This is a genomic window from Domibacillus sp. A3M-37, from assembly GCF_024213455.1.
GTDB lineage: Bacteria > Bacillota > Bacilli > Bacillales > Domibacillaceae > Domibacillus > Domibacillus tundrae.
Window position 1 is genome coordinate 148,324 of the sequence record NZ_JANAVL010000003.1, and the last position, 23,402, is coordinate 171,725.

Here is a 23,402-nt window from a genome sequence, read left to right on the forward strand (position 1 = left end):
CCACTCGGCAGTTTTTTCCTTACGTAAATTTTGTATTCAGCCAGCCGCAAAACAGCACGTAATCTTGTTTAACACGTTCTTTGTACGCCATTGACATAAAAACGAGCTGTTCAGAAAACGCATCAAAATCTTCGCCAATCGCATTTAAAATCTCTTCTTCACTATGATAGTCTAAGAGTGAATGTGCGATGTCTACATCAGCGCGGGCGTGGATCTTCGCCGCAATGCCGCCAAAGACGTCGAGTACTTTATCGAACTCTTTTTCGTTTTCAATATCTTCCGGCTTGATCCGCTTTTTGTATGGCGACCGTTCCCGTACGTAAAAATGCCGGTTGTCGATCGTGACATAACCTAACAATGGGTCATCGTAGTGATGCATCGCTTTTTGGGTCGTGACCACACGTTCACCTTGATGGCTGTATTTCAGCCAAAATTCTTCATTATACGGCATAAAATAAGCCGGTACGGGTGCACGAACTTCTTTCATTTCCAAAATCAAGTCATCAAGCTGCTCTATGCATTCCTGCTTACCTTCTATTAAAATGTAATAGCGGTCGAGACCGATCGAAGCCGTACCGGAACCATGCCTGCGCACAATATGCTTTATTTCATAAAATTCGCTCTTTTTCCGGTCTGCATCATCCAAGCTTCTTATATAAGCATGCCAGACCGCTTCGATCTTCTCCTGCTCTTTTTGTGTAACCGGTGTGAGTTCTTCTGAAAGGTCAAACGTCCGTGTACTGTCTTCTTTTACTGTCCATTGTTCCAATAGCCGCTTTGAATCACGTTTTTCAAGTTTTTTCAGCACTTTGCGGATTGGACCTTTCGTGTTGTGCTCCGTGTAAAAAAGGGTGATTGGGTCTTCTTTTCCTTTTACAAACTTTTTCAGCTGCTTATAATAAGCTTCAAGAAATACACGCATGCGTTCCTCTGCGTCACCAAAGCCGTACTGTTCACAGTAAAGTGCAATACTGACAGTCATGCGAAGTAAATCGTATACGTACGAACCCATGTAGCCTTCGTCAAAATCGTTGGCATCGTATACAATATCCCCTTCACTATTTTGAAACGCACCAAAGTTCTCCACGTGCATATCACCTTGAATCCACGTCGGTTTATCGTCCGGTGTATGAAATGAAAATGGGATTTTTGTTACATCATAATAAAATAAATACGCGCTGCCCCGGAAAAATCGAAATGGATTTTCCGCCATTTGCCTGTATTTATTCTTGCGTTTATCATGACTCAGGCCGGTGATCCGTGAGTCAAATTCATTCAGCACCGTCTCTAATATATTTGAACGAAGCGCGCGGCGCGTTTTCTGTACTTCTGCCATCCAGTTTTCAATCATCCATATCCCTCCCTCGTCCTTTACATTTTACCACAACAAAAAAGAGCGCGGTTTAGAAAAAACGGCGCTTACAACGGGAACCATATTTTTGCCAAATAAATGACCAATGCCACTGTTACACTGCTGAGCACAGTGGTAACAATAACGGCCTGTGACGCAAATTCTGGATAATTATCGTATTCAAGTGCCAAAAGCGCACTATTTCGTGATGTAGGAAACGAACTGGCAATAAACATCGCCTGGGCGAGCGTCCCTTGAACATCCAGCAGGAAAATGACGAGCAGACCGATCGCCGGTGAAAGCAGCAGCCTGGTTGAAACGGCAAGTATGAGCGGCTTAGAAACAGATGTGATTTTCATATAAGCACATTGTGCGCCAAGCGTAATAAGAGCTACCGCTAAAAAAGCATTTGATGAATTTTCGATTGGTGACCATAAAAAGAATGGGATTTTGATGCCGGCTGCTTTTAACACAACAGCTAATACAAGGGCATGAAGCACCGGCAGCTTGAGTACTTTTTTCAGCACGTTCTCATTATCGGCCGAAGCGGAAACAGAGTTGTAAAACCCCCACGTATACGTCAGCAGATTTTGAAAAATCGAAATAATAATTTGAACAGATAAGCCAAGCGGATTTGCGGCAAACACAAGACCGCTTACCGGAAGACCATAATTGCCTGAATTGCTTAAAACGGCGCTGTTTTGAAAGCTGGATGATAATTTCCGCTCAAACCCTGCCATCTTGGAGATGAGCATGGCTGCCGCAATTAACAGTCCATTAAACAGCAGCAAATAAACAAAAATGATAACAGCGGTTGTACCCGATAACTCTGTTTCATATATATTCACAAAGCACACCATCGGCAAAAAGAAATTAATGGTCAGCTGTGATAATGTCGGCATGTGCAATGTATATTTCCGGTGCAAAAAAGCGCCGGCTGCAATAAGCAAAAACATAGGAAGAATAATTTGAATAAGCACATTTGTGAAGACTGCCATCTTGTAAACGCCTCCAATAAATAAAAAAAGAAAACGAAGCGCGGCGCTTCGTTTTCCCTGGGGATGTGAAACACTTCTGTTCACATCAGGGGATGAAATAATCGTAACACAGCATCCCTTTTCCGAACAGATTGTTATCATTTTATCCTTTTTATTCATATTATCCATGAGTGAATTACTTTTGTGAACGCATAAACCGTTCTTTTACCCGTTTCATCCGGGCATGGTAATTTAAAATGTCCAGACGGGCCTTTTCTGCTTCTGGCGCAATTGGACGAAGATTTTCAATATCCCAATACTTAATAATAACATCAAGCACTTGATCAAAATATTCCAGCGGTCCATAGTTTGCCTCTTTTGCAATAATCGCCATCCGATTTTCAAAATCCGGCATAACGGCACCCGGCATCTGGAAGTTTTTAATAACGTGCCCGAGATGGTAGCAGTAATTTGGCTCAAGCTCTAAATGAAACTTGATCACGTCACGGTAAAAAGCATAATGAAGCGTTTCGTCTTTAGCGAGACGGCGTAAAATTTTGCCCAGATCCGGATCGTGCTTATTCGCTTCTTTGGCGACATTGTTGTAAAACACCATGGTCGCAAGCTCCTGCATCGACGTGTACACCATCGTTTCAAACGGTGTGTGGAAATCAGGCTCCCAGCCGTTTTCAACGGTCATTTTATGAAGCTCATGCAGCCGATTTGGATCAACACTGCGTGTAATGAGCAAATACGTTTCAAGTAAGTTTGAATGCTGATCTTCTTCTGCAGTCCACGTATAAACAAAATCTTTAACGATAGAAAGCGAGCCTTTAAACGTCTGCGCAAGATGCGACGTAAACCAAGGCAGATTCACTTCAGTCAAAAGAGCGGTTTCAATTGCCGTGACAACGTTCGGCGGCAATGTAACCTGCGACGGATCCCAAGGCACGCGGCGGAAATCCTGCGCTTTGTCCCATGGCAAAAATTCATGGTAGCCCCAGTCAATTTTAGCAGAACGTGTTTTATGTTCATCGTATAAGACTTTCAGTCTTGGCTCTAGTCGAAAATCGAGATCATTTGTTAACAAGTGTATCCCTCTCCTTTACATCCTGCCTATCTTTACATTGTACACGATAACAGCAAAAACTGCCCAAATTTTGGGGCAGTTCCTTTCTCATTCCGGCATATTGACGAACAGTTCGTCGATTTTCGGATCCTTTTCAATTAAGCCTGTCTCTTTCATCCATTTGGCTGTATCTGCCCATGGCTGCTCTTCCTGGTAGCCAAAGCCTTGCTCTGAATCCATTAACGGCAATAAAATATCCATGCTCTCTTTTTCTACTTCTTCTTCAAGCGGGAAGTTTTCGGCTTCCTGATTCGCCATCAAAATATCAAGGGCCTCATCTGGGTTCGCTTTCACATCGTCAAAGCCTTTCCCTGCCGCGCGCCAGAACGCTTGGATGAGTTCTGGGTTTTCTTCCCACGTTTTGTCGCTTGTGACCGTAATTAATTCATAAAACGATGGCACACCGTATTTGGTTAAATCAAAATTGGCGGTCTTGTACCCTTCAAACTCTAAAAGTGGCACTTCGTGGTTAATATACGCACCGACAACGGCATCTGCTTTTTTGCTGATCAACGCTGCATTTAATTCAAAACCGACGTCAATCAATTCTACTTTCGATGGGTCTCCTCCATCTTGTTCCACCATTGTTTTGACAATGGATTCATTGAGTGGAATACCCGTATAGCCGACCGTTTTGCCTTCTAAATCTTTTGGTGACTGAATGTTGCTTTCAGCAAGTGATACGACGCGGTTTAACGGCTCACGCACAATCGCGCCAACGGACTTCACGCCTACATTTTGTTCCGTACTTGCTACGATTACATCCGGTTGGTATGTAATCGCAAGCGTGACTTGATCAGACGCGGCCATCGCAATCGGATCGGTCGCATTCGCCGGAAATTGAATATCAAGATTAATGCCTTCATCTTCAAAATAGCCTTTTTCCTCTGCTACATATAAAAAGCTGTGTACTGCATTCGGATACCAGTCGAGCATAATGCTGACGTCCTGCAGCTCTTGATCGCCGCCCCCTGCTGTTTCTGTCTGTGTTTCTTCTTCACTTGCCCCGCACCCTGCGAGCATCATTGCCGCAAGAATACCTGCTGTCCATTTTTTCATTCTTTATTCCTCCATTTCATTGATCGTTTTTCAAGTACCTTCACAAGTAAAAATAAAACAATACCGACAGCAGATAACAGAACAATTGGCGCAAAAACGGCCGCGCCGTCAAATTGAGTCATCATCCGGCGGCTGAAGTATCCAAGTCCCGCCTGGGCACCAAGCCATTCCCCAATCGCCGCGCCGATCACACTTAGTGTAACGGCTACTTTTAAGCCGGAATAAAAGTGCGGTTTCGCAGAAGGTACCTGCACTTTTAAAAAGATATCTTTTTTCGTTCCGCCCATCGTCAGCATTAATTCCCGCAGCTCTTTGCTGCTTGATTTCAACCCGTCAAATGTATTGACAGTGATCGGAAAAAACGTAATCAGAACGGTCACAACGACCTTACTCCAAATCCCATAGCCAAAAAACATAATAAAAATCGGCGCAAGCGCAATGGTCGGAATCATTTGTGATGAAATGACAAGCGGATAAAAAGCCCGTTCCGCTGTTTCACTAACCGCCATCCAGACGGCAAGTGCCACACCGAGCACAATCGATATCGCAAGACCGATTAAAATGATGGCAAGCGTGGATGGCAAATGGTCAAAAAGAAGTGTTTCCCGCAGTTCCCAAAACCGGATCGCGACGCCAGATGGCGGCGGAAAAATAAACGACAAGTTTACGAAACGGGAAGCCAATTCCCATAATCCAAACAGGAAAATGACAATAAGCACGGCGGGTCCATATTTTTTCATCACAATCTCTTCACCCCGCCCCGCAATTGATCAATAAGCTTGTCTTTCAGTTCCATCACGGCCGGATCATTTAAATCACGCAGCGATCTTGGACGGCCAAGTGGCACAACGACTTCCTGAAGTGTGCGTACCGGTGTATCCTGAAAAACGAAAATCCGGTCGGATAAAAACAGTGCTTCGTTCACATCGTGCGTAATAAACAAAATTGATTTTTCCCGTTTTTCCCACTGGTCCAGCAGCCACTCCTGCATCGACAGCCGCGTAATGGCATCAAGCGCACTAAACGGCTCATCCAAAAGCAGAATATTGGATCCTGTTAAAATCGAACGTAAAAAGGACACTCGCTGCTTCATGCCGCCGGACAGCTCAGACGGATACTTATGTTCTGCACCGTTTAGTCCAAATTCATTCAAAAGCGGTAAAATACGGATAGATGACTCTTTTTTACTCACTCCCGCAAGCTCAAGTGGAACTGCAGCATTTTCGAGCACCGTTCGCCACGGCATTAATAAATCCTGCTGCGGCATATAGCCGGTGCGGCCGTGGCGGTTTTTGGGCTGCTCACTATTTATCCGTATTCGTCCGTGTTCCTCCGTTTCGAGACCGGTAATTAAGCGAAACAGCGTACTTTTTCCGGAGCCGCTTGCGCCGATAATCGTGACAAACTCCCGTTCGTAAACCGTTACATTTAAATGGTCGAGAATTGGCTTTTTGCCGCCGTATGAAAACGACACATCTTGAAACTCAAGCACTGGCTTACGCATTAATCGGCCACATTTCCCCGTTGTACGCCATTTCCCAGAACATGTACTCAAACCGGGTCGTATTTAAGAAAATCTCTTCTAACCGTTCGCGTTCTTTGTCCGATTTTCCAGCCGCGTGCTCGTCCATCAACTCGATGCACCACTTTGCAAGCTGGCCGAATTCTTCCGAGGCGTACATTTGAATCCATTCACCGTACAACTCATGATCCGCAGCACCCGGCCGCTTACTTAATTCTTTGCCAATTTCCCAATAGCTCCAGGCACAAGGCAAAACAGCCGCAACGACATCCGCAAGTGTCCCGTTCTGAGCGGCGTGCAGCATATAGTGCGTATACGCAAGTGTGATCGGTGACGGCTTCGCCTGCTCAAGCTCTTCTTCTGTGATGCCGAACCGGGCCGCATACTGCCGGTGCAGTGCCATTTCTTCATTGAGTGTTCCGTCCAGCAGCGCTGCAAATTTGCCCATTGTCGCTATGTCGTCCGCTTTAACGGCGCCAAGCGCAAATACTTTTGCATATTGAATTAAATACAAGTAATCCTGCACCATATAAAAACGGAATTTTTCCGGATCGAGCGTGCCGTCCGCCATTCCTTTTACGAACGGGTGATAATGGTTTTGCTGCCAGATCGGCAGACATTTTTCTTTTAGCTGATCGCTGAATTTCATGTCACTGGTCTCCTTTCTTTTGGTGCGTCCAATTGTATATAAAGGAAACCATCACTTTCGTGTATTGAACGAGTTCATCGATATCGAGCTGCTCATTAACCGCATGGGCATGATGCAGCTTGCCGGGTCCGTAAATTGCGGTTGGAATGCCGGCATCCGCCAGCCATCCTCCATCAGTTACGGATGGTGACACGTCAAGTATTGGCTTTTCTTTTAGCACCCTGCTGTGTATGTCCATCAATGTGTGAACGGCCGCATGATCAGGATCCACTTCAAACGATGGGAAAATTTCTCCGCGGTCTTCGATCATGGACGTGCCGCCCCACTCAAACTGTGGCGGATTTTCCTGCATCCACAAGTCGCCTTTTGCTATATTTCCGATAAATTCTTCTACTTCTTTTGCCACACTTTCATATGTTTCATTCGGATAAAAATGGACCGTAATCCAAAGGCGGCATTCATCGGCAATAAAAGCGGCGTGACGTCCACCTTCAATCACTGCTGGATTGATCGTTGTTGTTCCCGGCGGAAATCCAGGATAACTTTTCATGACCGCCCAATGCCGCTCAAGCTCCTGCAGGCCATGAATAATTTTTGTCATTTTTTCAATGGCACTTGCACCTAGCAGCTTGCCGCCTGCATGAATCATTTGCCGGCGCGTCGCATCATGAAATGTCTTATCGCTTTTTAGTGTGATCCACCCAGTAATGACACCGCCCTGGCCTTGAATATGCAGATCACTCGTATCAACGACGAGGGCAAAATCGGCGCTGTAGCTCTTTTTGCAGCATTGAAGGGTGCCCGCTTCGCCGACTTCTTCACCAATGACAGATTGAAAAATCAAATCACCCGGCAGTCCAATACCCGCCTCATGGAGAAGCTGAATCGCAAATAAAGCGCCGGCGAGACCCCCCTTCATGTCTGCTGCGCCACGCCCGACTACAGCATTCTCTTTAATAATCGGCATGAATGGATCGGCGTCCCATTTCTCATCCGCGCTCACTTCCGCCACGTCCATGTGGCCATTTATAATTAAACTTTTATACACGGCACTGTCTGTTCCTTTTAATGTACCAACGACATTCGGATCTCCCGGATATACATCCCATTTATCAATTGCGAAGCCTTTTTCACGCAAAAAAGCAGCAACAAACTGCTGGGCTTCTTCCGTATTACGGGCAGGCGGTGCCGGCGTTTTAAATGAAATCAATGTTTTCAATAAATCAATAAGTTCATCTTTCCTCTTATCAATTTGTGTATGTAATTGTGTGATCGTGGTCATAGCAGCCTTCCTTTCTAAAACGTAAAAAAGCCATTTCTTCGCAAGGAAGAAACGGCTGTCATGACAAATTGAAGTAAAACGTCAAAACACCTCTTCCTTACGCCGGTTCAAACCGGTTCAAGTTATAAGGGTTAAGGCAGCTCGCCTCTCTCAGCCCCATTACGGGCACCCCCAGCGGTGATTCCTATTTAATTTGATCTTGTTACTAGTTTTATCACACTAAAGCGTTTCATTCAATAGAAAATGCAATTTTCCCGATCTGCTCGGCTTTTTCCATTCTTGTAAAGGCTTCTTCAAATTGATCAAGTGTATACGTCCGGTCCATAATAGGATGTAGTTCATGTTTTTCGATAAACTGAAGCATTTCATTCAGTTCTTCACCGCTGCCGAGCGTTGAGCCGTGCATGTTAAACTGGCCATAAAAGAAGGTTCGTAAATTAATCATCACCTCATCCCCGGCCGACGCACCAAACGTAACAATGGTACCGCCAGTTTTCAACTGCTCAAGCGACTGATTAAATGTCGCCGCACCGACAGATTCAATAACAAGATCGACTTTTTCTCCGCCGAGCGCTTCAGTCCAGCTGCCCGCTGAATCAATGGCTTTGTCCGCGCCGATTTCCAGCGCTTTTTGGCGCTTTTCTTCCGAACGTGACGTGACGTACACAGCAGCACCTGCTGCTTTTGCAAATTGAAGCAAAAACGTCGCTACTCCGCTGCCGATGCCTGGAATTAATACCGTCATGCCAGGTTTAACATTGCCTCTTGTAAATAGTGCGCGGTATGCCGTTAAAGCGGCAAGTGACAAGGCGCCTGCTTCTTCCCATGACAAGTGTTGCGGCTTCAGTACCGCATTTTCTTCGGGCACAATGATTGATTCTGCAAATGTTCCGTGAAACGGCAAGCCAACAATCTCAAATCCAGCAGGCGGCGCATCGCTTTTTTCCGACCAGCCAAGTCCCGGGTTGATGATCACTTCGTCTCCCACTTTAACCGATGTTACACCCGCGCCGACTTCATCCACGATACCCGCGCCATCTGATCCGATCACAAGCGGCGGCTCATTCTCTTGATGACGGTGCAGTACAAACAAATCGCGATGATTCAGCCCCGCTGCTTTTAACCGAATCCGCACCTCCCCTTGTTTTGGTACCGCTTCCTCTATTTCACGGCAAGAAACACCGCTAAGTCCGGCGGCTCCTTCATGCACAATCGCCTTCATCGAAATTCCCCCTTGTTTTTTGTCAGTATGATATGATTTTAACATACATATAATGGTGCCTGTCACCCAGCGCATGGACATATTAACGAATTAGGGGACAGATACCGGGAAGGAGGCGCTTTATGAAAGAAATAGCCATTGGCATTTTAGCTTCGGTGTTTTTTGCAGTAACCTTTATCTTAAATCGTTCGATGGAGCTGTCGGGCGGCAGCTGGATGTGGAGTGCCTCCCTTCGTTTTTTCTTTATGGTGCCGTTTTTTGCGATCATTGTTGCCATGCGCGGCAGACTGCGGCCACTATTTACAGAAATGAAGCGCAATCCTATTGCATGGGTTGTGTGGAGCTTTTTCGGATTTGTGCTTTTTTATGCTCCGATTACGTATGCAGCGGCATCCGGACCGGGCTGGGTTGTCGGCGGCACGTGGCAGCTAACGATTGTCGCCGGTGTTCTCTTAACGCCGCTGTTTACGGAGAAAATAAACGGGCAGGTGATCCGTCATAAAATTCCGCTCGGCGCGTTAGCGATTTCCTGTGTCATTTTGATTGGTGTTACATTGCTTCAATTCGAAAAATCAGATGGCTTGACAACGTCCGCCTTTATGACCGGTATCTTGCCGGTGCTGATCGCGGCTTGTGCGTATCCGCTCGGCAACCGGAAGATGATGGAGCTGTGCGGTGGGCGGCTTGATACGTTTTCACGCATCCTTGGCATGATTATCGCCAGTCTGCCATTTTGGCTTCTCATTAGCGCGTTCGGATGGGCGATGGATGGACCGCCGTCATCAAGCCAGCTGGTTCAGACGTTTATCGTTAGTTTGTCATCTGGTGTTATTGCGACAACACTCTTTTTTATCGCAACTGACCGATCCCGCCACAATCCAGGTCAGCTTGCGTCTGTTGAAGCGACCCAGTCCGCGCAGGTATTGGTTACTTTGATCGGTGAAGTGCTGCTTTTCAGTGCGGCGTTTCCAGGTCTAATTGCATCCAGCGGTATTGTGCTGATTATTATCGGCATGATCCTGCACAGCTGGTATACGAAAAAATTGAAGGAGCGTGGAAAACGTGAACATGTAGCTTAAGCGGCATCGTTCAATGTGTGCGTCAAAAACCGGAATGAAAGGGTGACTTCGATGAATCTTCCTCGTGAACCGGACCAGGTCATTACATTAAACATGAAAAGTATTCATATCTGGGCAATTGTTCTCACGCTCACCTCTGTATTCATCGGGGCCTTTCTTATGGCGTTTCTCCATTTAGAAAGCGGCTTTTCTTTTTCATTGTGGGGATTTGTTTTGTGGGCAATTTTGTATATCCTTTTAATTGTTCTGCATGAGATATTCCACTTGATCGGTTTTATAGTTTGGGGGAAATGCAGAAGAAGGGACCTCGTTTATGGAATTAACCGGGAACTTGGCATTGCGTATGCGGGCACGAAAAAAATACTGCCCGTTTCTGCTATGAAAAGAGCGCTGCTCCTTCCTTTCTGGGTAACAGGCCTGCTTCCGTTCATCGCGGGAATTTGGCTGAATAGTGCTGTTTTAATGATTACATCCGCTTTTTTAATCGGTGGAGCGGTCGGCGACTTTTCGATGTACCGTCAGCTGCGTCGGGCTAAAAAAAATGCGTTTGTTTTGGATCACCTTCATGAGCCAGTTTTGTATGTCTTTAATGAAAAAGTGGACGTTCCTTATTAGGAAGCGCCCACTCAGATTGTAGAAAAATTAAATTTTTTACCGGAATATCCCCTTGCTGCTTTTCTAAAACACCTATCGGTTCCAGGTAAAAAAGCGAGGCCGCTTCCCTGAAAGATACCTATTGCTTTCGCAATAGAAGCTGTTGTTAAAAAGGCTGTCCACTTTTTCATTCAATATTCAGCACAATTTTGCCGAACGAGTCGCCGTCTTCCATATACTTGAGGGCTGAAACGGCATCCTCAAGCGGAAACTGCTTATCGATAACTGGACGGATTTCGTGCTGTTCAAACAACGTCAGCATATCCGCAAATTCCTGCGGGCTGCCCATTGTCGTTCCGCGTATATCAAGGTGCTTGAAAAAAACACGCGGCAGTACAAGCTCCGGCACCGGTCCGGCCGTTGCACCAAAGTTGACGATTCTTCCGCCTGGATTCGCGAGCTGAACTAAGTCTTTAAATGTTTCGCCGCCGATCCCATCAATGATGACGTCGGCGCCACCCATTTCGCTCTTTAGTGCTTTTACCCAGCCATCTGCCCTATAGTTCATGCCGCCGGCCGCGCCCATTTCTTTCGCCCGTTCAATTTTCCCATCGCTGCTTGATGAAACAAAAACATGAGCTCCTTTTGCGACAGCAATTTGCAGGGCAAATAGCGCAACACCACTCCCAATACCCGGAATAAATACAGTCTCTCCTTTTGTTAACTCGCCGCGCGTAATAAGAGCCCGGTAAGCCGTTAAAGCAGAAAGCGGAATCGCCGCTGCTTCGGACCATGTTAAATAGGGTGGCTTTTTATACACATTTTCACATGATATTTTCACGTATTCTGCATATGTACCATCGGTTGGCATACCCAGAGTATGAAATTTAGAGCTGCTAAACCGAATATCATCCCCCCATTGAAGAGCTGGATTGATAACGACCTCATCGCCTTGGCAAAGACTCTCCACTCCGTCTCCAACTGATTCAACGACGCCTGCTCCATCCGCCCCAAGAATGGAGGGCAGTTTTATGCCCGGGTACATCCCATATGTTATAAACACGTCACGCCGATTTAATGATGCGTTTTTCAGCTTTACGACGATTTCCCAGCTGCTCGGAACTGGTTTTTCCACCTCTGTGTACTTTGCCATGTCCGGACCGCCTGTTTCTTTCAATAAAATGGCTTTCATTGTTTTTCCCCCTTTGTCTGACGTTTCTCATCCATTTACCCGTCCATTTTAACAAGAAAACGACAGCATGCATATGATATAGCACTACTATGTAGAAAAGGACGTGTTCTCTATGATGACTGAGCAGCTCACAAAAGCGATAAATGGAGAGTATACGGCCATTCATTGGTATGAAAAGCTTGCCAATCTAGCGACAAACCCTTCAGCGAAAAAACGGATTTTGGCCATTCGCGAAGATGAACTGCAGCATTTTGAAGCATTCTCCGCTCTTTATCATGCATTAACCGGATCTGCTCCATCTCCTAAAATGAATAAACCTTGTCCAAAAATCTTTAAACAAGGCGTTCTTTTATCGTTTCAAGATGAGCAGGAAACGTCTGAATTTTACCGGCAAATAGCAGATTCTTCTCACCTTCCATATATAAAAAAAGTATTCAACCGTGCAGCAGCGGATGAACAGCGGCATGCCGTCTGGTTTTTATCGTTTTTATAATGACAGCTTGTTCCCTTTTATACTCCCGCATTGCATTATCGGCGGAAAAAACACGTTAAAATCCTTGTTTTCTCAGCCACTTCTCACACACAGCCGTCCATAAAAAAGCTTCCGAATGATCAGATGCGAGACCGAGACCGTGGCGGCCGCTTTGAAAAACGTGCAGGTCAAATGGGACACCAGCACGGCTTAAAGCACCAGCAAATAAAAGGCTGTTTTCAACCGGAACCGGTTCATCTTCCGCTGTATGCCAAAGAAATGCGGGTGGTGTGTCTTTCGTTACGTGCCGTTCATTAGATAAAAATAAACGCTGCTCGCCCGAGGAACCGAGACCGAGTAAGTTTTCCATAGACCCCTCATGGCGATGCTCCCCAAATGTAACGACCGGGTACCCTAACACGATGACATCCGGCCGGGATGATTGTTGTTCGATCTGATCCGCCGCACTGCTGATTCCATGGTCATATTTCGTGGCAAGTGTTGAGGCAAGATGCCCGCCTGCCGAAAAGCCGAGTACACCAACCTTCTTTTCGTCCACATTCCATTTTTCTGCCTGTTGCCGGATCATACGAATCGCACGCGATGCATCTAAAAGCGGCACGGGATGCTTATACGGTGCAACCCGATAATGAACGACAAACGCATGAATGCCCAGACTGTTTAACCATTTTGCGACAGGCTCTCCTTCATGAGCGGCCCGTCTTCGATAGCTTCCGCCTGGAAAAATCAGCATCGCGGGCGCCGTTTCTGTTCCAGCCGGATAAGCCGTCATATATGGTGCTTCCTCCTCTTCAATCTGAAAAGGTGCTTCTTTTTCCCACAGTCGAATCATAAAATTCCCTCCTACTTTGAATTAAATCCACGTTCGGTCACATATCCATCCATTGACCAGATACCCTTTTCTTTCTTTTTAGCAATTTGCTGTTTTGCTTCAAATTCATCAAGGTAGCGTGTATTTGGCGGATACACGTAAGCAACCCGCGCATATCCTTCTTGAAGAAGCGTTTCCTGAACGCTTTTTCCATTCACATATACGTATACTAAAATCCGGCTATATTTATCAAGGCGCTGGCCAATATCAAATTCGATTGTGATATTACCGCTTTCCAGCAGCTCCGCCGTCCGCTCTTTCGCCTCTTCCCCGAGCGGCTGCTTGCCAAGCTGTGGATGGCGCGTTTCCGGGGTGTCGATAAGTAAAAAACGGGCGCTGAACTCCTCGTTTTCCCCATCGTTGTCCGCATCAAATGCAAATACGGCCGTATCGCCGTCAACCGGACGGACAAGGTCTGCCGGAATCGGGTCCATCGTCCCTTTTGTTTTTAAAACATTGTTTGTTTCGTTAACCGGCTCCTGTGAATCGTCCGTATTTGCAGTGTCCTGCTTTTCTTTTTCAATTGCTGTCAATACATCTTCTGTTACTTCGAGAACATCATTCACCTCATCTAATGTGCAAGCTGATAAAAAAAGAGCCGCAACCCCGGATAGAATGATTGTCATCCACTTTTTCACGTCTAAGTCCTCTTTTCTTTCCTTGTAGAAGGCAGCCATTAAAAAAACCTCTTCAATTTAAGAGGTTTTTATTTCTTTGCCGCTGCCTCGTTAATGTATTCCGCAATGATCGGAATCGATAATTCCAGGCCGCTCGTCGTCAAACTATTTTTCACGTACTCAAGCTTATTGCCATCGCTCGCGTATGATTGAATATTCAGTACGTTATTAATGTATAAAATGCCTTCGTTTGTAATCATCGGTTTGATAATCTGCCCATCTGTTTCATCATAATGGCGGATTTTTTCGAGTCCATTGATCAGCCCTTGGTCAAATAAATCATTCATCGCAATCTCATAGACAGCCGGTTCCATGTTTTCACTCATCCGTTCATGCAATTCATACATGACATCCGGCTTGTTCTCCAAATAATACTGCACATAATATGCGAGAAGCACCTGTTCTTTTATCGGTAATTTCTTGCCCATACAAACGCCTCCTTTTTCTTTCCTTTTTATTATACATGATGCAGGCGCATATCCGTCAATTTCCATTCAACGTCATCCTTCACAGCACATACACTATTAACAAAAAGCTAAAGGTTGCGATGGTGAATGCACGAACGCCGAAAAAATTTTATTAACAACACTTTCAAATCGTGATATAGTCGTGACAACAAATACCATATAGATAGAGGAGCTTCAAGATATGACCTTTAAAAAGGTGATGATGGCAATCATGCTTTGTGTAATGGCTTTTTCACTCGTCCCTCCTGCTGCAAAAGCAGCCGACCCCGCCACTTGTTATGCGAAAACACCCGCTAAAAAAACATACATTAATGTATCCGTCGCCACTCTTTGGAAAGAACCCGGCACGAAACGGCAAATGGATCAGCACGTCCTCTCCAATCCCGTCAATATGAAAGCATGGACGTCAAAAATGACAACGGTCAAAGATCGGCTCTGGCTGACAGGAAAAGCTGAAACGCAGGCACTGTACGGCCAGGAAGTAACCGTGTTGAAAACGAGCGGCAGCTGGGCACAGGTTGCTGTTAAAGACCAGTCTACACCTAAAAACAGCAAAGGCTATCCCGGCTGGCTGCCAAAAGCACAAGTAACAACACAGCCGGCCGCATATGAAGCATGCGAGACGGCGGGTGTAAAATCAAATACGGCTGTCCTGTTTCAAGATAAAAAGACATCCTTTATGGAACTGAGCTTTAATACTGAGCTGCCGATTATCAAATCAGAAACCAATTGGGTGCAGGTGATGACCCCGGCCAACGGCGCTAAATGGTTAAAAAAGGGCGATATTCGCATTCTCGCCGCCACTCCGGTCATTCCGAAGCCGATCGGCACAGCGCTGCTCACAACCGGCAAGCAATTTCTCGGTCTTCCTTATTTATGGTCAGGCGTGTCGTCTTATGGCTATGACTGTTCAGGCTTTACATCTTCTGTTTACCGATACCACGGCATCAGCATTCCGCGTGACGCGTCCGATCAGGCGAAAAAAGGAAAAGCGATTGCGAAGTCGTCCTTAAAGCCAGGTGATCTGTTGTTTTTCGCTTATAATAATGGGAAAGGACGCGTTCACCACGTTGCCATGTACGCCGGAAACGGCCAAATGATTCATTCACCAAAAGCCGGCAAACGAGTGGAAATCATCTCAATGAATACAGCTCCATATAAACAGGAATATGCAGGAGCGAGACGCTACACCGATTAATATAAAGAAACAGTAAACATCCCCGGCACTCGTATCCCGGGGATGTTTTTTACTTTTATAAAGGCAGCACAGTGCCACTTCGACACGTTTTGAGTGGATTATACTTCAATAATAATCGGAACAATCATCGGCCGTCTTTTCGTTTGAGCGTATAAAAATTTGCCGACGGATTCTTTTAAGTTTTGCTTCATGATCTTCCATTGCGTCACATTTGCTTCCTGCAGCTTGTTAATGGTCGATGTTACAATTTGATTTACATCTTTTAAAAGTTCTTCTGACTGCCGGGCATACACGAATCCACGGGAAATGGTATCCGGACCCGAGATAATCTTGTTCTCTGTTTTGCTTAACGTAATGACGATCACAAGCATTCCATCCTCGGAAAGCTGTTTGCGGTCACGCAAAACAATATCCCCCACATCGCCAATCCCTAACCCGTCAACAAAAATGTTTCCTGCAGGTATTTTCCGCGTTTGGCGGGCAGTCGATTGGCTGATATCGACTACATCGCCATTTTTCACAACAAAAATATTCTCTTTTTCGACACCGACAGACTCAGCCAGCAGGCGGTGCTGATACAGCATTCTGTATTCACCGTGAATAGGAATAAAATACTTTGGTTTCATTAATGTAAGCATCAATTTTAATTCTTCCTGGTAAGCATGTCCGGAAACATGCATACCCGTGGCTGTTCCCGATCCATAGATCACTTTCGCTCCCAGCATGAACAAATTGTCGATAATCCGCGCAACATTCCGTTCATTCCCTGGTATTGGCGTTGAAGAGAAAATAACCGTATCGCCCGGGAAGATTTCCACTTGCCGATATTTTGAACTGGACAGACGGGATAAAGCCGCCAGCGGTTCTCCCTGGCTTCCCGTACAAAGAATTGCCACTCTTTCTGGAGCCCAGTCATTCACTTCATTTGCTTCAATCAGCATATCGTCCGGGATCGTCAAATAACCAAGTTCCATCGCAACCGACACAACATTCACCATACTCCGGCCAAGCAAAGCAAGCTTTCGGTTTGTTTTGACCGCCGCATCCACCACCTGCTGTACACGATGGACATTCGAAGCGAAAGTCGAGATAAACACTTTCCCATCCGCTTTGTTAAATGCTTCTTGAATATGCGTGCCGACAAGCTTTTCTGATGGCGTAAATCCGGGACGTTCCGCATTCGTGCTTTCTGATAAGAGAGCTAAAACACCGTTTTTGCCGAGATCGGCCATTTTATGAATATCCGGATATTGGTCATTTACCGGCGTTAAATCAAATTTGAAGTCGCCGGTATGTACGATCGTTCCTTCAGGTGTATGGAATGCCACCCCTAAACAATCAGGAATACTGTGATTTGTTTTAAAAAACGTCAAGTGGATCGTTCCTAACTCAATATTCGAATGGGAATCAATTGACGTAAGCTTTGTTTCCCTAAGAAGCCCATGTTCTGTCAGCTTTATTTCAATTAAGCCAAGTGTCAGCCGGGTGGCATAAATAGGCACATTCAATTGCTTTAAAAAATAGGGAATGCCGCCAATGTGGTCCTCATGACCATGTGTCACAATTAAAGCTCGGATTTTATCTTTGTTTTCACGCAAGTATGTAATATCCGGAATAATCAAATCAATGCCTAATAAACTCTCGTCTGGAAACTTGGACCCGCAGTCAATCACCACAATATCGTCTGCATATTGTACCGCATACATATTTTTCCCGACTTCATTCACACCGCCTAAAGCAAATATGGATAATTTATTTTCCGCTGTGTTCAAAATCATATTCCTCCCCAACTAAATCATTATCCAAATTGTGCCCTTTTAAAGTCCTTTTATGCTTTTCCTTTTTTAAGACCACTTTCAATCATTCAGCTAACATATTTTCGTTAAAAACGGCCATGATTGCCACTCTTCATGCATAGCAAACTCTCTTAGGCCACAAAATAAGACCGAGGTGAAAAAATATGCAAACAATTTTTCGAGGCTCAATCGAATTTGGATTGGTTTCCATCCCGATCAAACTTCATGCCGCTACTGAAGACAGAGATATTAAATTGCGCCAGCTGCATGCAGAATGTAAAAATCCGGTTAAGCAGCTTAAATTTTGTCCAGTTTGTAACAGGGAAGTCGATTTAAATGAATTGGTTAAAGGGTATGAATATGCTTCGGACCGCTTTATCGTTATTTCGGATGAAGAGCTGGCAGGTATAAAAAGTGACGTTGAAGATAAATCGGTCGAGATCATCGAATTTATTCGATTAAGTGAAATCGATCCGATCTTCTTTGACAAAACATATTATTTGGCTTCTAATACGGCAGGAACAAAAGCATACGCATTATTAAAAGAATCATTAATGACAACAAGAAAGGCTGGTATCGTAAAAATTACGATACGCTCAAAGGAACGGCTGGCAGTAATCCGGGTTTTTAATAATTATCTTGTCCTTGAAACGCTTCATTTTCCCGACGAGATCCGCTCAACGATGGAGCTGTCCAACCTATCCAGCATAAAGTTGACGAAGAAGGAAAAAGAAGTGGCACTTGCACTGATTGAGCAGATGACCGAAAAGTTCGATCCATCCAACTACTACGACGAATACCGTGAGAAACTGGAAAAGCTGATCAAAACCAAAATGCCGAAACGGGCTGAACCGGTTCCAGACGCTTCACATATTCTTAGCTTAATGGATGCGATGGAGCGAAGCATTGTCCACATCCAACAGCAAAAACAAGCAAAATAAACCTGTTCCATCCATTAAGACAAATGGCCGGCTGAAACGAACAGACAGCTCGTATGGCCTGAAAAATATTGTCCCGATCAAACTTGCTGAGCGAATGAAGGATGAATCGTGACATTATCCTTACGAACGCGCCTGTTAGTTTATCTTACGCATACAAAAAAACAGCACTTCCTCTAGTGAAGTGCCGTTTCGTGTTCCATTCGTTTTTAAATAATCTTTCGCCCATGCTGTCCTAAAGCAAAATAGATTCCATGCTGCAAAGTTTGAAAACAATCAAATATAGACAAATTGATATTTGATTGCGAAATAATCATGCCGAGTTCAGGAGAAATGCCAACAAGGATCGTATTTGTCCCGATTAGAGAAGCCGCAGAGCCGATTTTTTCAATAAGGCTTACCGTATGGCCACTTATGTCTTTATCCAGTCCAGTTAAATCCAGCACAAGATAGTTCGCCTTATATGCAGGAAGATTATTTAACGTTTTGACAACAAGTTCTTCTGAACGTTCCTCATCATATTTTCCGAGCAGTGGGACCACCACGATTCCTTCAAGAACGGGAATAATGGGTGAAGAAAGCTTTTTCACCAGTTCTTTTAGTTCTCTCGTTTTTTCTTCTACAAGAGCTTCTAAGCGGAGAATTTCTTCTGCTTCCTTTTTTCTCGCTAATTGATGAATATTATTTGTAATCGTCACATCTGACGGAAAATATTCAATCACACTATATTCATGGCCTTCCAGTTGCTGCTGCACGACTTTATACCAAATATTTGTACCGAACAGTCCGGTAAAGATTCCAGCATAGTGTGCGGGAAGATAGTTGCCGCCCTGTGTCTTTCCTTGTGCCAGGTTGATTTTATATTCCCAGCTGTCTTGAATATGAGCCGTCAACGCTTTTGATTCGAAGTCTAAATTTTCAATCGTGGTCCGTCCCCAGCCAGCTGAAGCATATGTATTCGTAATCAATTCTGCTGCTTGCGCGATACTGACATCCTTTATTTTCTCAAAGTACTGCCCTACCACTAATCCCTGCCGAAAACCGGTTGTCTCAAAAACAAGGTTTGATGCTTCTTCGCCTGAAATTTCTTCAATCGTATCGAAGAACGTTCTCATTGCGGAAGAAATCCAGAAAAGAACCGCATCCTCCCCTTCAAATAGAAATGTTCCTTTTTCCAGATCCCATTCAAAGTCAAGCCCGCCTACATTGATACTTGAATTCATTTTCATATATTGATGCTCCTTTTGCTTTAAGCAATTGTTTTTTGCACATAGTAAGTTCATTATAGTTATTATAAAAAAACATGTCCAATACAGATGCTGCTCCTTTTCTTTTCTGCTTTATCATCTCCTTATGCAATGGATGCGAAACATTTCGGATTTCATTGCCAATATGAGAAACTTGATCGTACTGAGTATATGAAAGCAAAGATAAAAATTCATTATTTTTCATTATCGTTTTTGTTCGCTTTTGGTGCTTATGTGATTTTTGGTAATATACTTGGCGATGATCATTTACTGAAAGTGGATGGAATCGTCTCTGAATGCAGCCGGCTTCCTGTCCGGAAACAATATTCAAAATTGGAAGGCTACAGTTCAAAGGATGAGATCGTGTCCATTCACTTCGCTGCGGGTGACGATTATGGTGTTGCCATTTGGTGACAACCACCTGCCACACCGGGATGTGCTTTGTGTTGACGTTAAATCTTTTTTTCATTTTTGTTAAAGTAAACATAAAAAAGCCCGAATAGAGACTTTTTTAATGTCCACTATTCGGGATACAGTTCATACAGCAGAGCCGTTTCTTTTTTTATAACTGTTGTTTTTCTTCTTTAAATACAAATGGCATAACCGTTTTAATATGATGAATATTTAAATGAATTTGCTGCTCCCTCACTGTCAGCAATTCTATAAATTCAGCTTCTTTTCCAATCAGTTGGCCGCTTATGCTGTCTTTTCCTTCAATGTTTAATGTAATAAAAGAGCCTTTTAATTTTACCAGATGGTCTTCAAAAGCAGATGGAGGCCCTTTGATGACTGAAACAGGCGCTTTTGTGAGTTTGAACCCGTAAGGACGGGAATCTTTAGAGTAAGGAATTAGAAATTTGATATGATGAATCGGGATAAGTATCGTTTCATAAATAGGTGTAAACAGTACCAGATAATCATCCAGCACATTTGTTATATAGCCATGAATAGCGTGAGCGGCCGTTATATTCACTTCAACGAAGCTTCCTTTCGCCGCAGCGTGCAAAACTTCTTTTAATGATAATTGTTCATCAAACGAAAGTGTCATGGCGGTATCAGACTGCGAAAAAGAGCCGGCTTCTTCTTTGGATAAAGAACGTATTTCCCGGATGTGAAATAGCGGGATATAGTAAAAGTCGTTTTGGCTTAGCAGCACAAGTACGTCGCTGCCGTAATCAATCAAGACACCTGTCAGCTCTTTTTTGCCGACAAGATTTAAATAGACCGGTTCACCAATGTATTTCTTCATTTCATGAAACCTCCTTCTCCCTTAAAAAAGCCAACTGTTCCATAAATAAAGAAAAAGAAGACTGGCCACAAGACCGATCGGAATGACGATAAATGTTACTTTCATGTACTGCCTCCAGGAAATATGAACATTGTGTCTTTTCAACAAAAACATCCATATTAATGTAGCTAATGTTCCGACAGGCGTCAAAAGCGATCCAATATCGCTGCCGATTACGTTTGCCAGATAGGCGATCTGCATCGTTTTATGATCCAGCCCCATTTCGGTTATCGACAATGTACCGATCATAACAGCCGGCAGGTTATTCATTATGTTTGAAAGGATTGTCAAAAACAGCCCCATGACCATGCTCGCATAAAAATGGTTTTCTGTGACTATTTCTTTTAGATAAACGACAATAAGTTCATTTAATCCGACATTTTTCAATCCATATACAAGAACATACATGTTAAAAGCAAACAATAAAATGTGCCACGGTGTTTTTTTCACGATATCCATTATTCCATCTTTCGTTCGGAACCACCTGATTAGAATAAGGAGAAATGCTCCACTTAACCCGACCCATTCAATTGGAACCCCAAGTGGAGATAACAAGAAAAAACCGGCCCTGGTGATCACGACGATCGATAAACAAACTTTAAACAGCCACCAATCCACTTTTTCATTTGTATCTGTCAATTTCAAAGGGTGGTCCAGCTTTATATTGTTTGTGGATCGGTTCCACTTTAATTGTAAAATAGGTATTTTTCTCGGGATATCTCCATGAAAATAGACATAAAGCATAAGCGCAATCAGAAGAATTCCTGCTAAAGAAGGAACGAACATCATCTCGATGTAGCTGTTTAAGCTAAGTCCGACAATTTTAAGAGCGATCAGATTGGAAATATTGCTGACGGCAATCGGGGCACTTGCAGCAGTGGCAATTAAAGCGCCTGAAATTAAGTATGGAAAAGCCTGTTTTGGCTTCATTTTCAGAAGTAACATAATATGAATAATAATCGGTGTTGTAATTAAAATGCTGCCATCATTGTTAAAAAACATCGTCATGAAGAAACAGAGAAGAATAACATAAAAAAATAAGTGCCTCCCTGACCCTTTTGACCGAATGATGATATTTAGTGCAATCCATTTAAAAAATCCAATGCTGTCCAGCACGATGGACATCATAATTGTTGATAAAATCGTCAGTGAAGCACCACTTACGATGTTGAAAATATCTTTAATATCCGCAAGCGGTACAATACCTAATGCTAAAACGAACACTGCTCCCGCCGACGTCGGGATGGTTTCATTTACATCGAAAGGCCTCCACAGCATAATGGTAATGACAACAAAAAAGGTCATGGCCATTAAGAAAAGCTCTGAATCAAGCATTCGTTTTCGCCGCCTTCTTCTTTAAAGAAGCTCCTTTCATAGTGAGGAGTTCACTTTTCTTTCTCTTTGAATTGGTTAAAAAAGATGGTTTAATAAACAGAAAGTAAAAACAGCCTCCAGTCGCTAAATAAAAAACCGTCATCGCCATCCCTGCTCCTCCTCCCTGCAAAAAAAGAGTACATTAGTTGTTCATCATTTCCCATCCGATCCTTTTTTCCCGTAATTCCCTATACTGTTTTTCGGCCTGCTTCATCAGGGAATAATATTGAGGTTCAAGCTGTTTTTCGGCCTGCTTCATCAGGGAATAATATTGGGGTTCAAGGTGTTTTTCTGTCTGCTTCATCAGGGAATAATATTGAGATTCAAGCTGTTTTTCTGTTTCTTCGATTGTAATGACAGATGTCCATGGTTCTTTGGTTTCTTCTACTATTATCTCTAGAGGAGCATGTGTACTTAACTCGTCTATTGTTGAATCCGCGCACTTTTCCGCTTTTCTTGTTTTCAATCTTTTTCTCGCTCGGCTTTTTTGAGCATGTGTTTGATTAAATGGAGAATCTTCCTGGGAATTCTTGATAACCTTTTTTATCGCTTTAACAGCAGAAACATCTTTTCCCATCTTCTCCCCAGTCACTATCTCTTCATCTGCCTCATTAGGAATTTGAGGCTTTGCAGAATTTTGCGGTTTTTTTATTTGTTTTAATTGGTTCTTTATCTTTTTTACCACTTCCATTTTTTCTTTATCTTTAGAAAATGTTTTATTTTCACTTGTTTTATCTTTCGCTTCTGTCCGAGCGGTGAGTTCTTTTTTATCCTGCTCATCCGTTTCTTCTGTACCTTTCAAAGATGATTCATTTTTTCTTCTCTCATCCTTTGCTTCTATCCGAGTGGAAGGTTCTTTTTTATCCTGCTCATCCGTTTCTTCTGTACCTTTCGAGGATGATTCATTTTCACTTCTCTCGTCCTTTGCTTCTATCCGAGTAGAAAGTTCTTTTTTATCCTGCTCATCCGTTTCTTCTGTACCTTTCGAGGATGATTC

General features: G+C 43.9%; 26 protein-coding genes and 1 riboswitch. Of the genes, 6 read left to right on the plus strand and 20 right to left on the minus strand.

Annotated features, from left to right (window positions below):
* Positions 1-19: 19 nt before the first annotated feature.
* The 9 genes from NLX67_RS07600 to NLX67_RS07640 all read right to left on the minus strand — a co-directional run bounded on the left by NLX67_RS07600 (position 20) and on the right by NLX67_RS07640 (position 9,191).
* Entirely contained in the window at positions 20-1,351 is a 1,332-nt protein-coding gene (locus NLX67_RS07600; protein WP_254311044.1) for a DUF2252 domain-containing protein, read from the minus strand.
* 68 nt (positions 1,352-1,419) lie between these two features.
* On the minus strand, positions 1,420-2,349 hold the full coding sequence (locus NLX67_RS07605) for an AEC family transporter (protein ID WP_254311046.1): 930 nt from the start codon (positions 2,347-2,349) through the stop codon (positions 1,420-1,422).
* Positions 2,350-2,524: 175 nt separating this feature from the next.
* A complete protein-coding gene (locus tag NLX67_RS07610) occupies positions 2,525-3,418 on the minus strand; it encodes an acyl-ACP desaturase (protein ID WP_046179367.1) in 894 nt (297 codons plus the stop codon).
* 87 nt (positions 3,419-3,505) lie between these two features.
* Positions 3,506-4,516 (minus strand): ABC transporter substrate-binding protein, encoded by a 1,011-nt coding sequence (locus tag NLX67_RS07615; protein WP_254311047.1) that lies wholly within the window; start codon positions 4,514-4,516, stop codon positions 3,506-3,508.
* Positions 4,513-5,256: an ABC transporter permease gene (locus NLX67_RS07620; RefSeq protein ID WP_046179365.1), complete on the minus strand. Its 744-nt coding sequence runs from the start codon at positions 5,254-5,256 to the stop codon at positions 4,513-4,515. The genes NLX67_RS07615 and NLX67_RS07620 overlap by 4 nt, the downstream gene beginning before the upstream one ends.
* Positions 5,256-6,020, minus strand: coding sequence for an ABC transporter ATP-binding protein (locus tag NLX67_RS07625; RefSeq protein WP_046179364.1), 765 nt, complete (start codon positions 6,018-6,020; stop codon positions 5,256-5,258). Before NLX67_RS07625 ends, NLX67_RS07620 begins: the two co-directional genes overlap by 1 nt.
* A complete protein-coding gene (gene tenA, locus NLX67_RS07630; protein WP_046179363.1) occupies positions 6,013-6,687 on the minus strand; it encodes a thiaminase II in 675 nt (224 codons plus the stop codon). Before tenA ends, NLX67_RS07625 begins: the two co-directional genes overlap by 8 nt.
* 1 nt (position 6,688) lies before the next feature.
* Positions 6,689-7,969 (minus strand): acetylornithine deacetylase, encoded by a 1,281-nt coding sequence (locus NLX67_RS07635; RefSeq protein ID WP_254311049.1) that lies wholly within the window; start codon positions 7,967-7,969, stop codon positions 6,689-6,691.
* 77 nt (positions 7,970-8,046) lie between these two features.
* Positions 8,047-8,152, minus strand: a riboswitch (TPP riboswitch).
* A gap of 46 nt (positions 8,153-8,198) precedes the next feature.
* A complete protein-coding gene (locus NLX67_RS07640) occupies positions 8,199-9,191 on the minus strand; it encodes a zinc-binding dehydrogenase (RefSeq protein WP_254311051.1) in 993 nt (330 codons plus the stop codon).
* A 122-nt stretch (positions 9,192-9,313) separates the two neighbouring features.
* Here NLX67_RS07640 and NLX67_RS07645 point away from each other — a divergent pair, with 122 nt between their 5' ends.
* The gene (locus NLX67_RS07645) at positions 9,314-10,270 is read left to right on the plus strand and encodes a DMT family transporter (protein WP_254311053.1); all 957 of its coding nucleotides are present in this window, start codon (positions 9,314-9,316) and stop codon (positions 10,268-10,270) included.
* A 51-nt stretch (positions 10,271-10,321) separates the two neighbouring features.
* Positions 10,322-10,885 carry a DUF3267 domain-containing protein gene (locus tag NLX67_RS07650; protein WP_254311055.1) on the plus strand — a complete coding sequence of 188 codons (564 nt, stop codon included), beginning with the start codon at positions 10,322-10,324 and terminating at the stop codon, positions 10,883-10,885.
* Between the two features lie 11 nt (positions 10,886-10,896).
* On the opposite strand, the gene NLX67_RS07655 is transcribed toward NLX67_RS07650, so the two are convergent.
* Positions 10,897-11,055: a hypothetical protein gene (locus NLX67_RS07655; protein WP_254311056.1), complete on the minus strand. Its 159-nt coding sequence runs from the start codon at positions 11,053-11,055 to the stop codon at positions 10,897-10,899.
* Positions 11,052-12,056: a zinc-binding dehydrogenase gene (locus NLX67_RS07660; RefSeq protein WP_254311058.1), complete on the minus strand. Its 1,005-nt coding sequence runs from the start codon at positions 12,054-12,056 to the stop codon at positions 11,052-11,054. The genes NLX67_RS07655 and NLX67_RS07660 overlap by 4 nt, the downstream gene beginning before the upstream one ends.
* Before the next feature lie 112 nt (positions 12,057-12,168).
* Here NLX67_RS07660 and NLX67_RS07665 point away from each other — a divergent pair, with 112 nt between their 5' ends.
* Positions 12,169-12,549: a ferritin-like domain-containing protein gene (locus tag NLX67_RS07665; protein WP_046179357.1), complete on the plus strand. Its 381-nt coding sequence runs from the start codon at positions 12,169-12,171 to the stop codon at positions 12,547-12,549.
* Positions 12,550-12,604: 55 nt separating this feature from the next.
* Here NLX67_RS07665 and NLX67_RS07670 read toward each other — a convergent pair whose 3' ends face one another.
* Genes NLX67_RS07670 through NLX67_RS07680 form a run of 3 tightly spaced genes read right to left on the minus strand, consistent with a single transcriptional unit; the run spans position 12,605 to position 14,525 of the window.
* Positions 12,605-13,381 carry an alpha/beta hydrolase gene (locus NLX67_RS07670; RefSeq protein ID WP_256519698.1) on the minus strand — a complete coding sequence of 259 codons (777 nt, stop codon included), beginning with the start codon at positions 13,379-13,381 and terminating at the stop codon, positions 12,605-12,607.
* A gap of 11 nt (positions 13,382-13,392) precedes the next feature.
* Entirely contained in the window at positions 13,393-14,097 is a 705-nt protein-coding gene (locus tag NLX67_RS07675) for a thermonuclease family protein (protein ID WP_052728392.1), read from the minus strand.
* Positions 14,098-14,126: 29 nt separating this feature from the next.
* Positions 14,127-14,525: a hypothetical protein gene (locus tag NLX67_RS07680; RefSeq protein WP_046179355.1), complete on the minus strand. Its 399-nt coding sequence runs from the start codon at positions 14,523-14,525 to the stop codon at positions 14,127-14,129.
* 220 nt (positions 14,526-14,745) lie between these two features.
* Between NLX67_RS07680 and NLX67_RS07685 the strand changes: the two genes are divergently transcribed.
* A complete protein-coding gene (locus NLX67_RS07685) occupies positions 14,746-15,762 on the plus strand; it encodes a C40 family peptidase (protein WP_254311060.1) in 1,017 nt (338 codons plus the stop codon).
* A gap of 98 nt (positions 15,763-15,860) precedes the next feature.
* Here the strand turns inward: NLX67_RS07685 and NLX67_RS07690 are convergent, their stop codons facing one another.
* On the minus strand, positions 15,861-17,540 hold the full coding sequence (locus NLX67_RS07690) for a ribonuclease J (protein ID WP_375143359.1): 1,680 nt from the start codon (positions 17,538-17,540) through the stop codon (positions 15,861-15,863).
* Between the two features lie 182 nt (positions 17,541-17,722).
* On the opposite strand from NLX67_RS07690, the gene ku reads away from it, so the two are divergent.
* Entirely contained in the window at positions 17,723-18,499 is a 777-nt protein-coding gene (gene ku, locus NLX67_RS07695) for a non-homologous end joining protein Ku (RefSeq protein ID WP_254311061.1), read from the plus strand.
* 206 nt (positions 18,500-18,705) lie between these two features.
* On the opposite strand, the gene NLX67_RS07700 is transcribed toward ku, so the two are convergent.
* Positions 18,706-19,725: an STAS domain-containing protein gene (locus NLX67_RS07700; protein ID WP_254311063.1), complete on the minus strand. Its 1,020-nt coding sequence runs from the start codon at positions 19,723-19,725 to the stop codon at positions 18,706-18,708.
* Positions 19,726-19,914: 189 nt separating this feature from the next.
* Here NLX67_RS07700 and NLX67_RS07705 point away from each other — a divergent pair, with 189 nt between their 5' ends.
* Positions 19,915-20,157, plus strand: a complete 243-nt coding sequence (locus tag NLX67_RS07705) for a hypothetical protein (protein ID WP_254311064.1) — start codon at positions 19,915-19,917, stop codon at positions 20,155-20,157.
* 148 nt (positions 20,158-20,305) lie between these two features.
* Here the strand turns inward: NLX67_RS07705 and NLX67_RS07710 are convergent, their stop codons facing one another.
* From NLX67_RS07710 to NLX67_RS07725, 4 genes are read right to left on the minus strand one after another with little or no spacing between them, the layout of a single operon-like run.
* Positions 20,306-20,992 (minus strand): hypothetical protein, encoded by a 687-nt coding sequence (locus NLX67_RS07710; RefSeq protein WP_254311066.1) that lies wholly within the window; start codon positions 20,990-20,992, stop codon positions 20,306-20,308.
* A 21-nt stretch (positions 20,993-21,013) separates the two neighbouring features.
* Positions 21,014-22,366 carry an arsenic transporter gene (locus tag NLX67_RS07715; protein WP_254311067.1) on the minus strand — a complete coding sequence of 451 codons (1,353 nt, stop codon included), beginning with the start codon at positions 22,364-22,366 and terminating at the stop codon, positions 21,014-21,016.
* Positions 22,359-22,514: a hypothetical protein gene (locus tag NLX67_RS07720; protein WP_254311077.1), complete on the minus strand. Its 156-nt coding sequence runs from the start codon at positions 22,512-22,514 to the stop codon at positions 22,359-22,361. Before NLX67_RS07720 ends, NLX67_RS07715 begins: the two co-directional genes overlap by 8 nt.
* A gap of 33 nt (positions 22,515-22,547) precedes the next feature.
* The gene (locus tag NLX67_RS07725; protein ID WP_254311079.1) at positions 22,548-23,207 is read right to left on the minus strand and encodes a hypothetical protein; all 660 of its coding nucleotides are present in this window, start codon (positions 23,205-23,207) and stop codon (positions 22,548-22,550) included.
* Between the last annotated feature and the right edge of the window lie 195 nt (positions 23,208-23,402).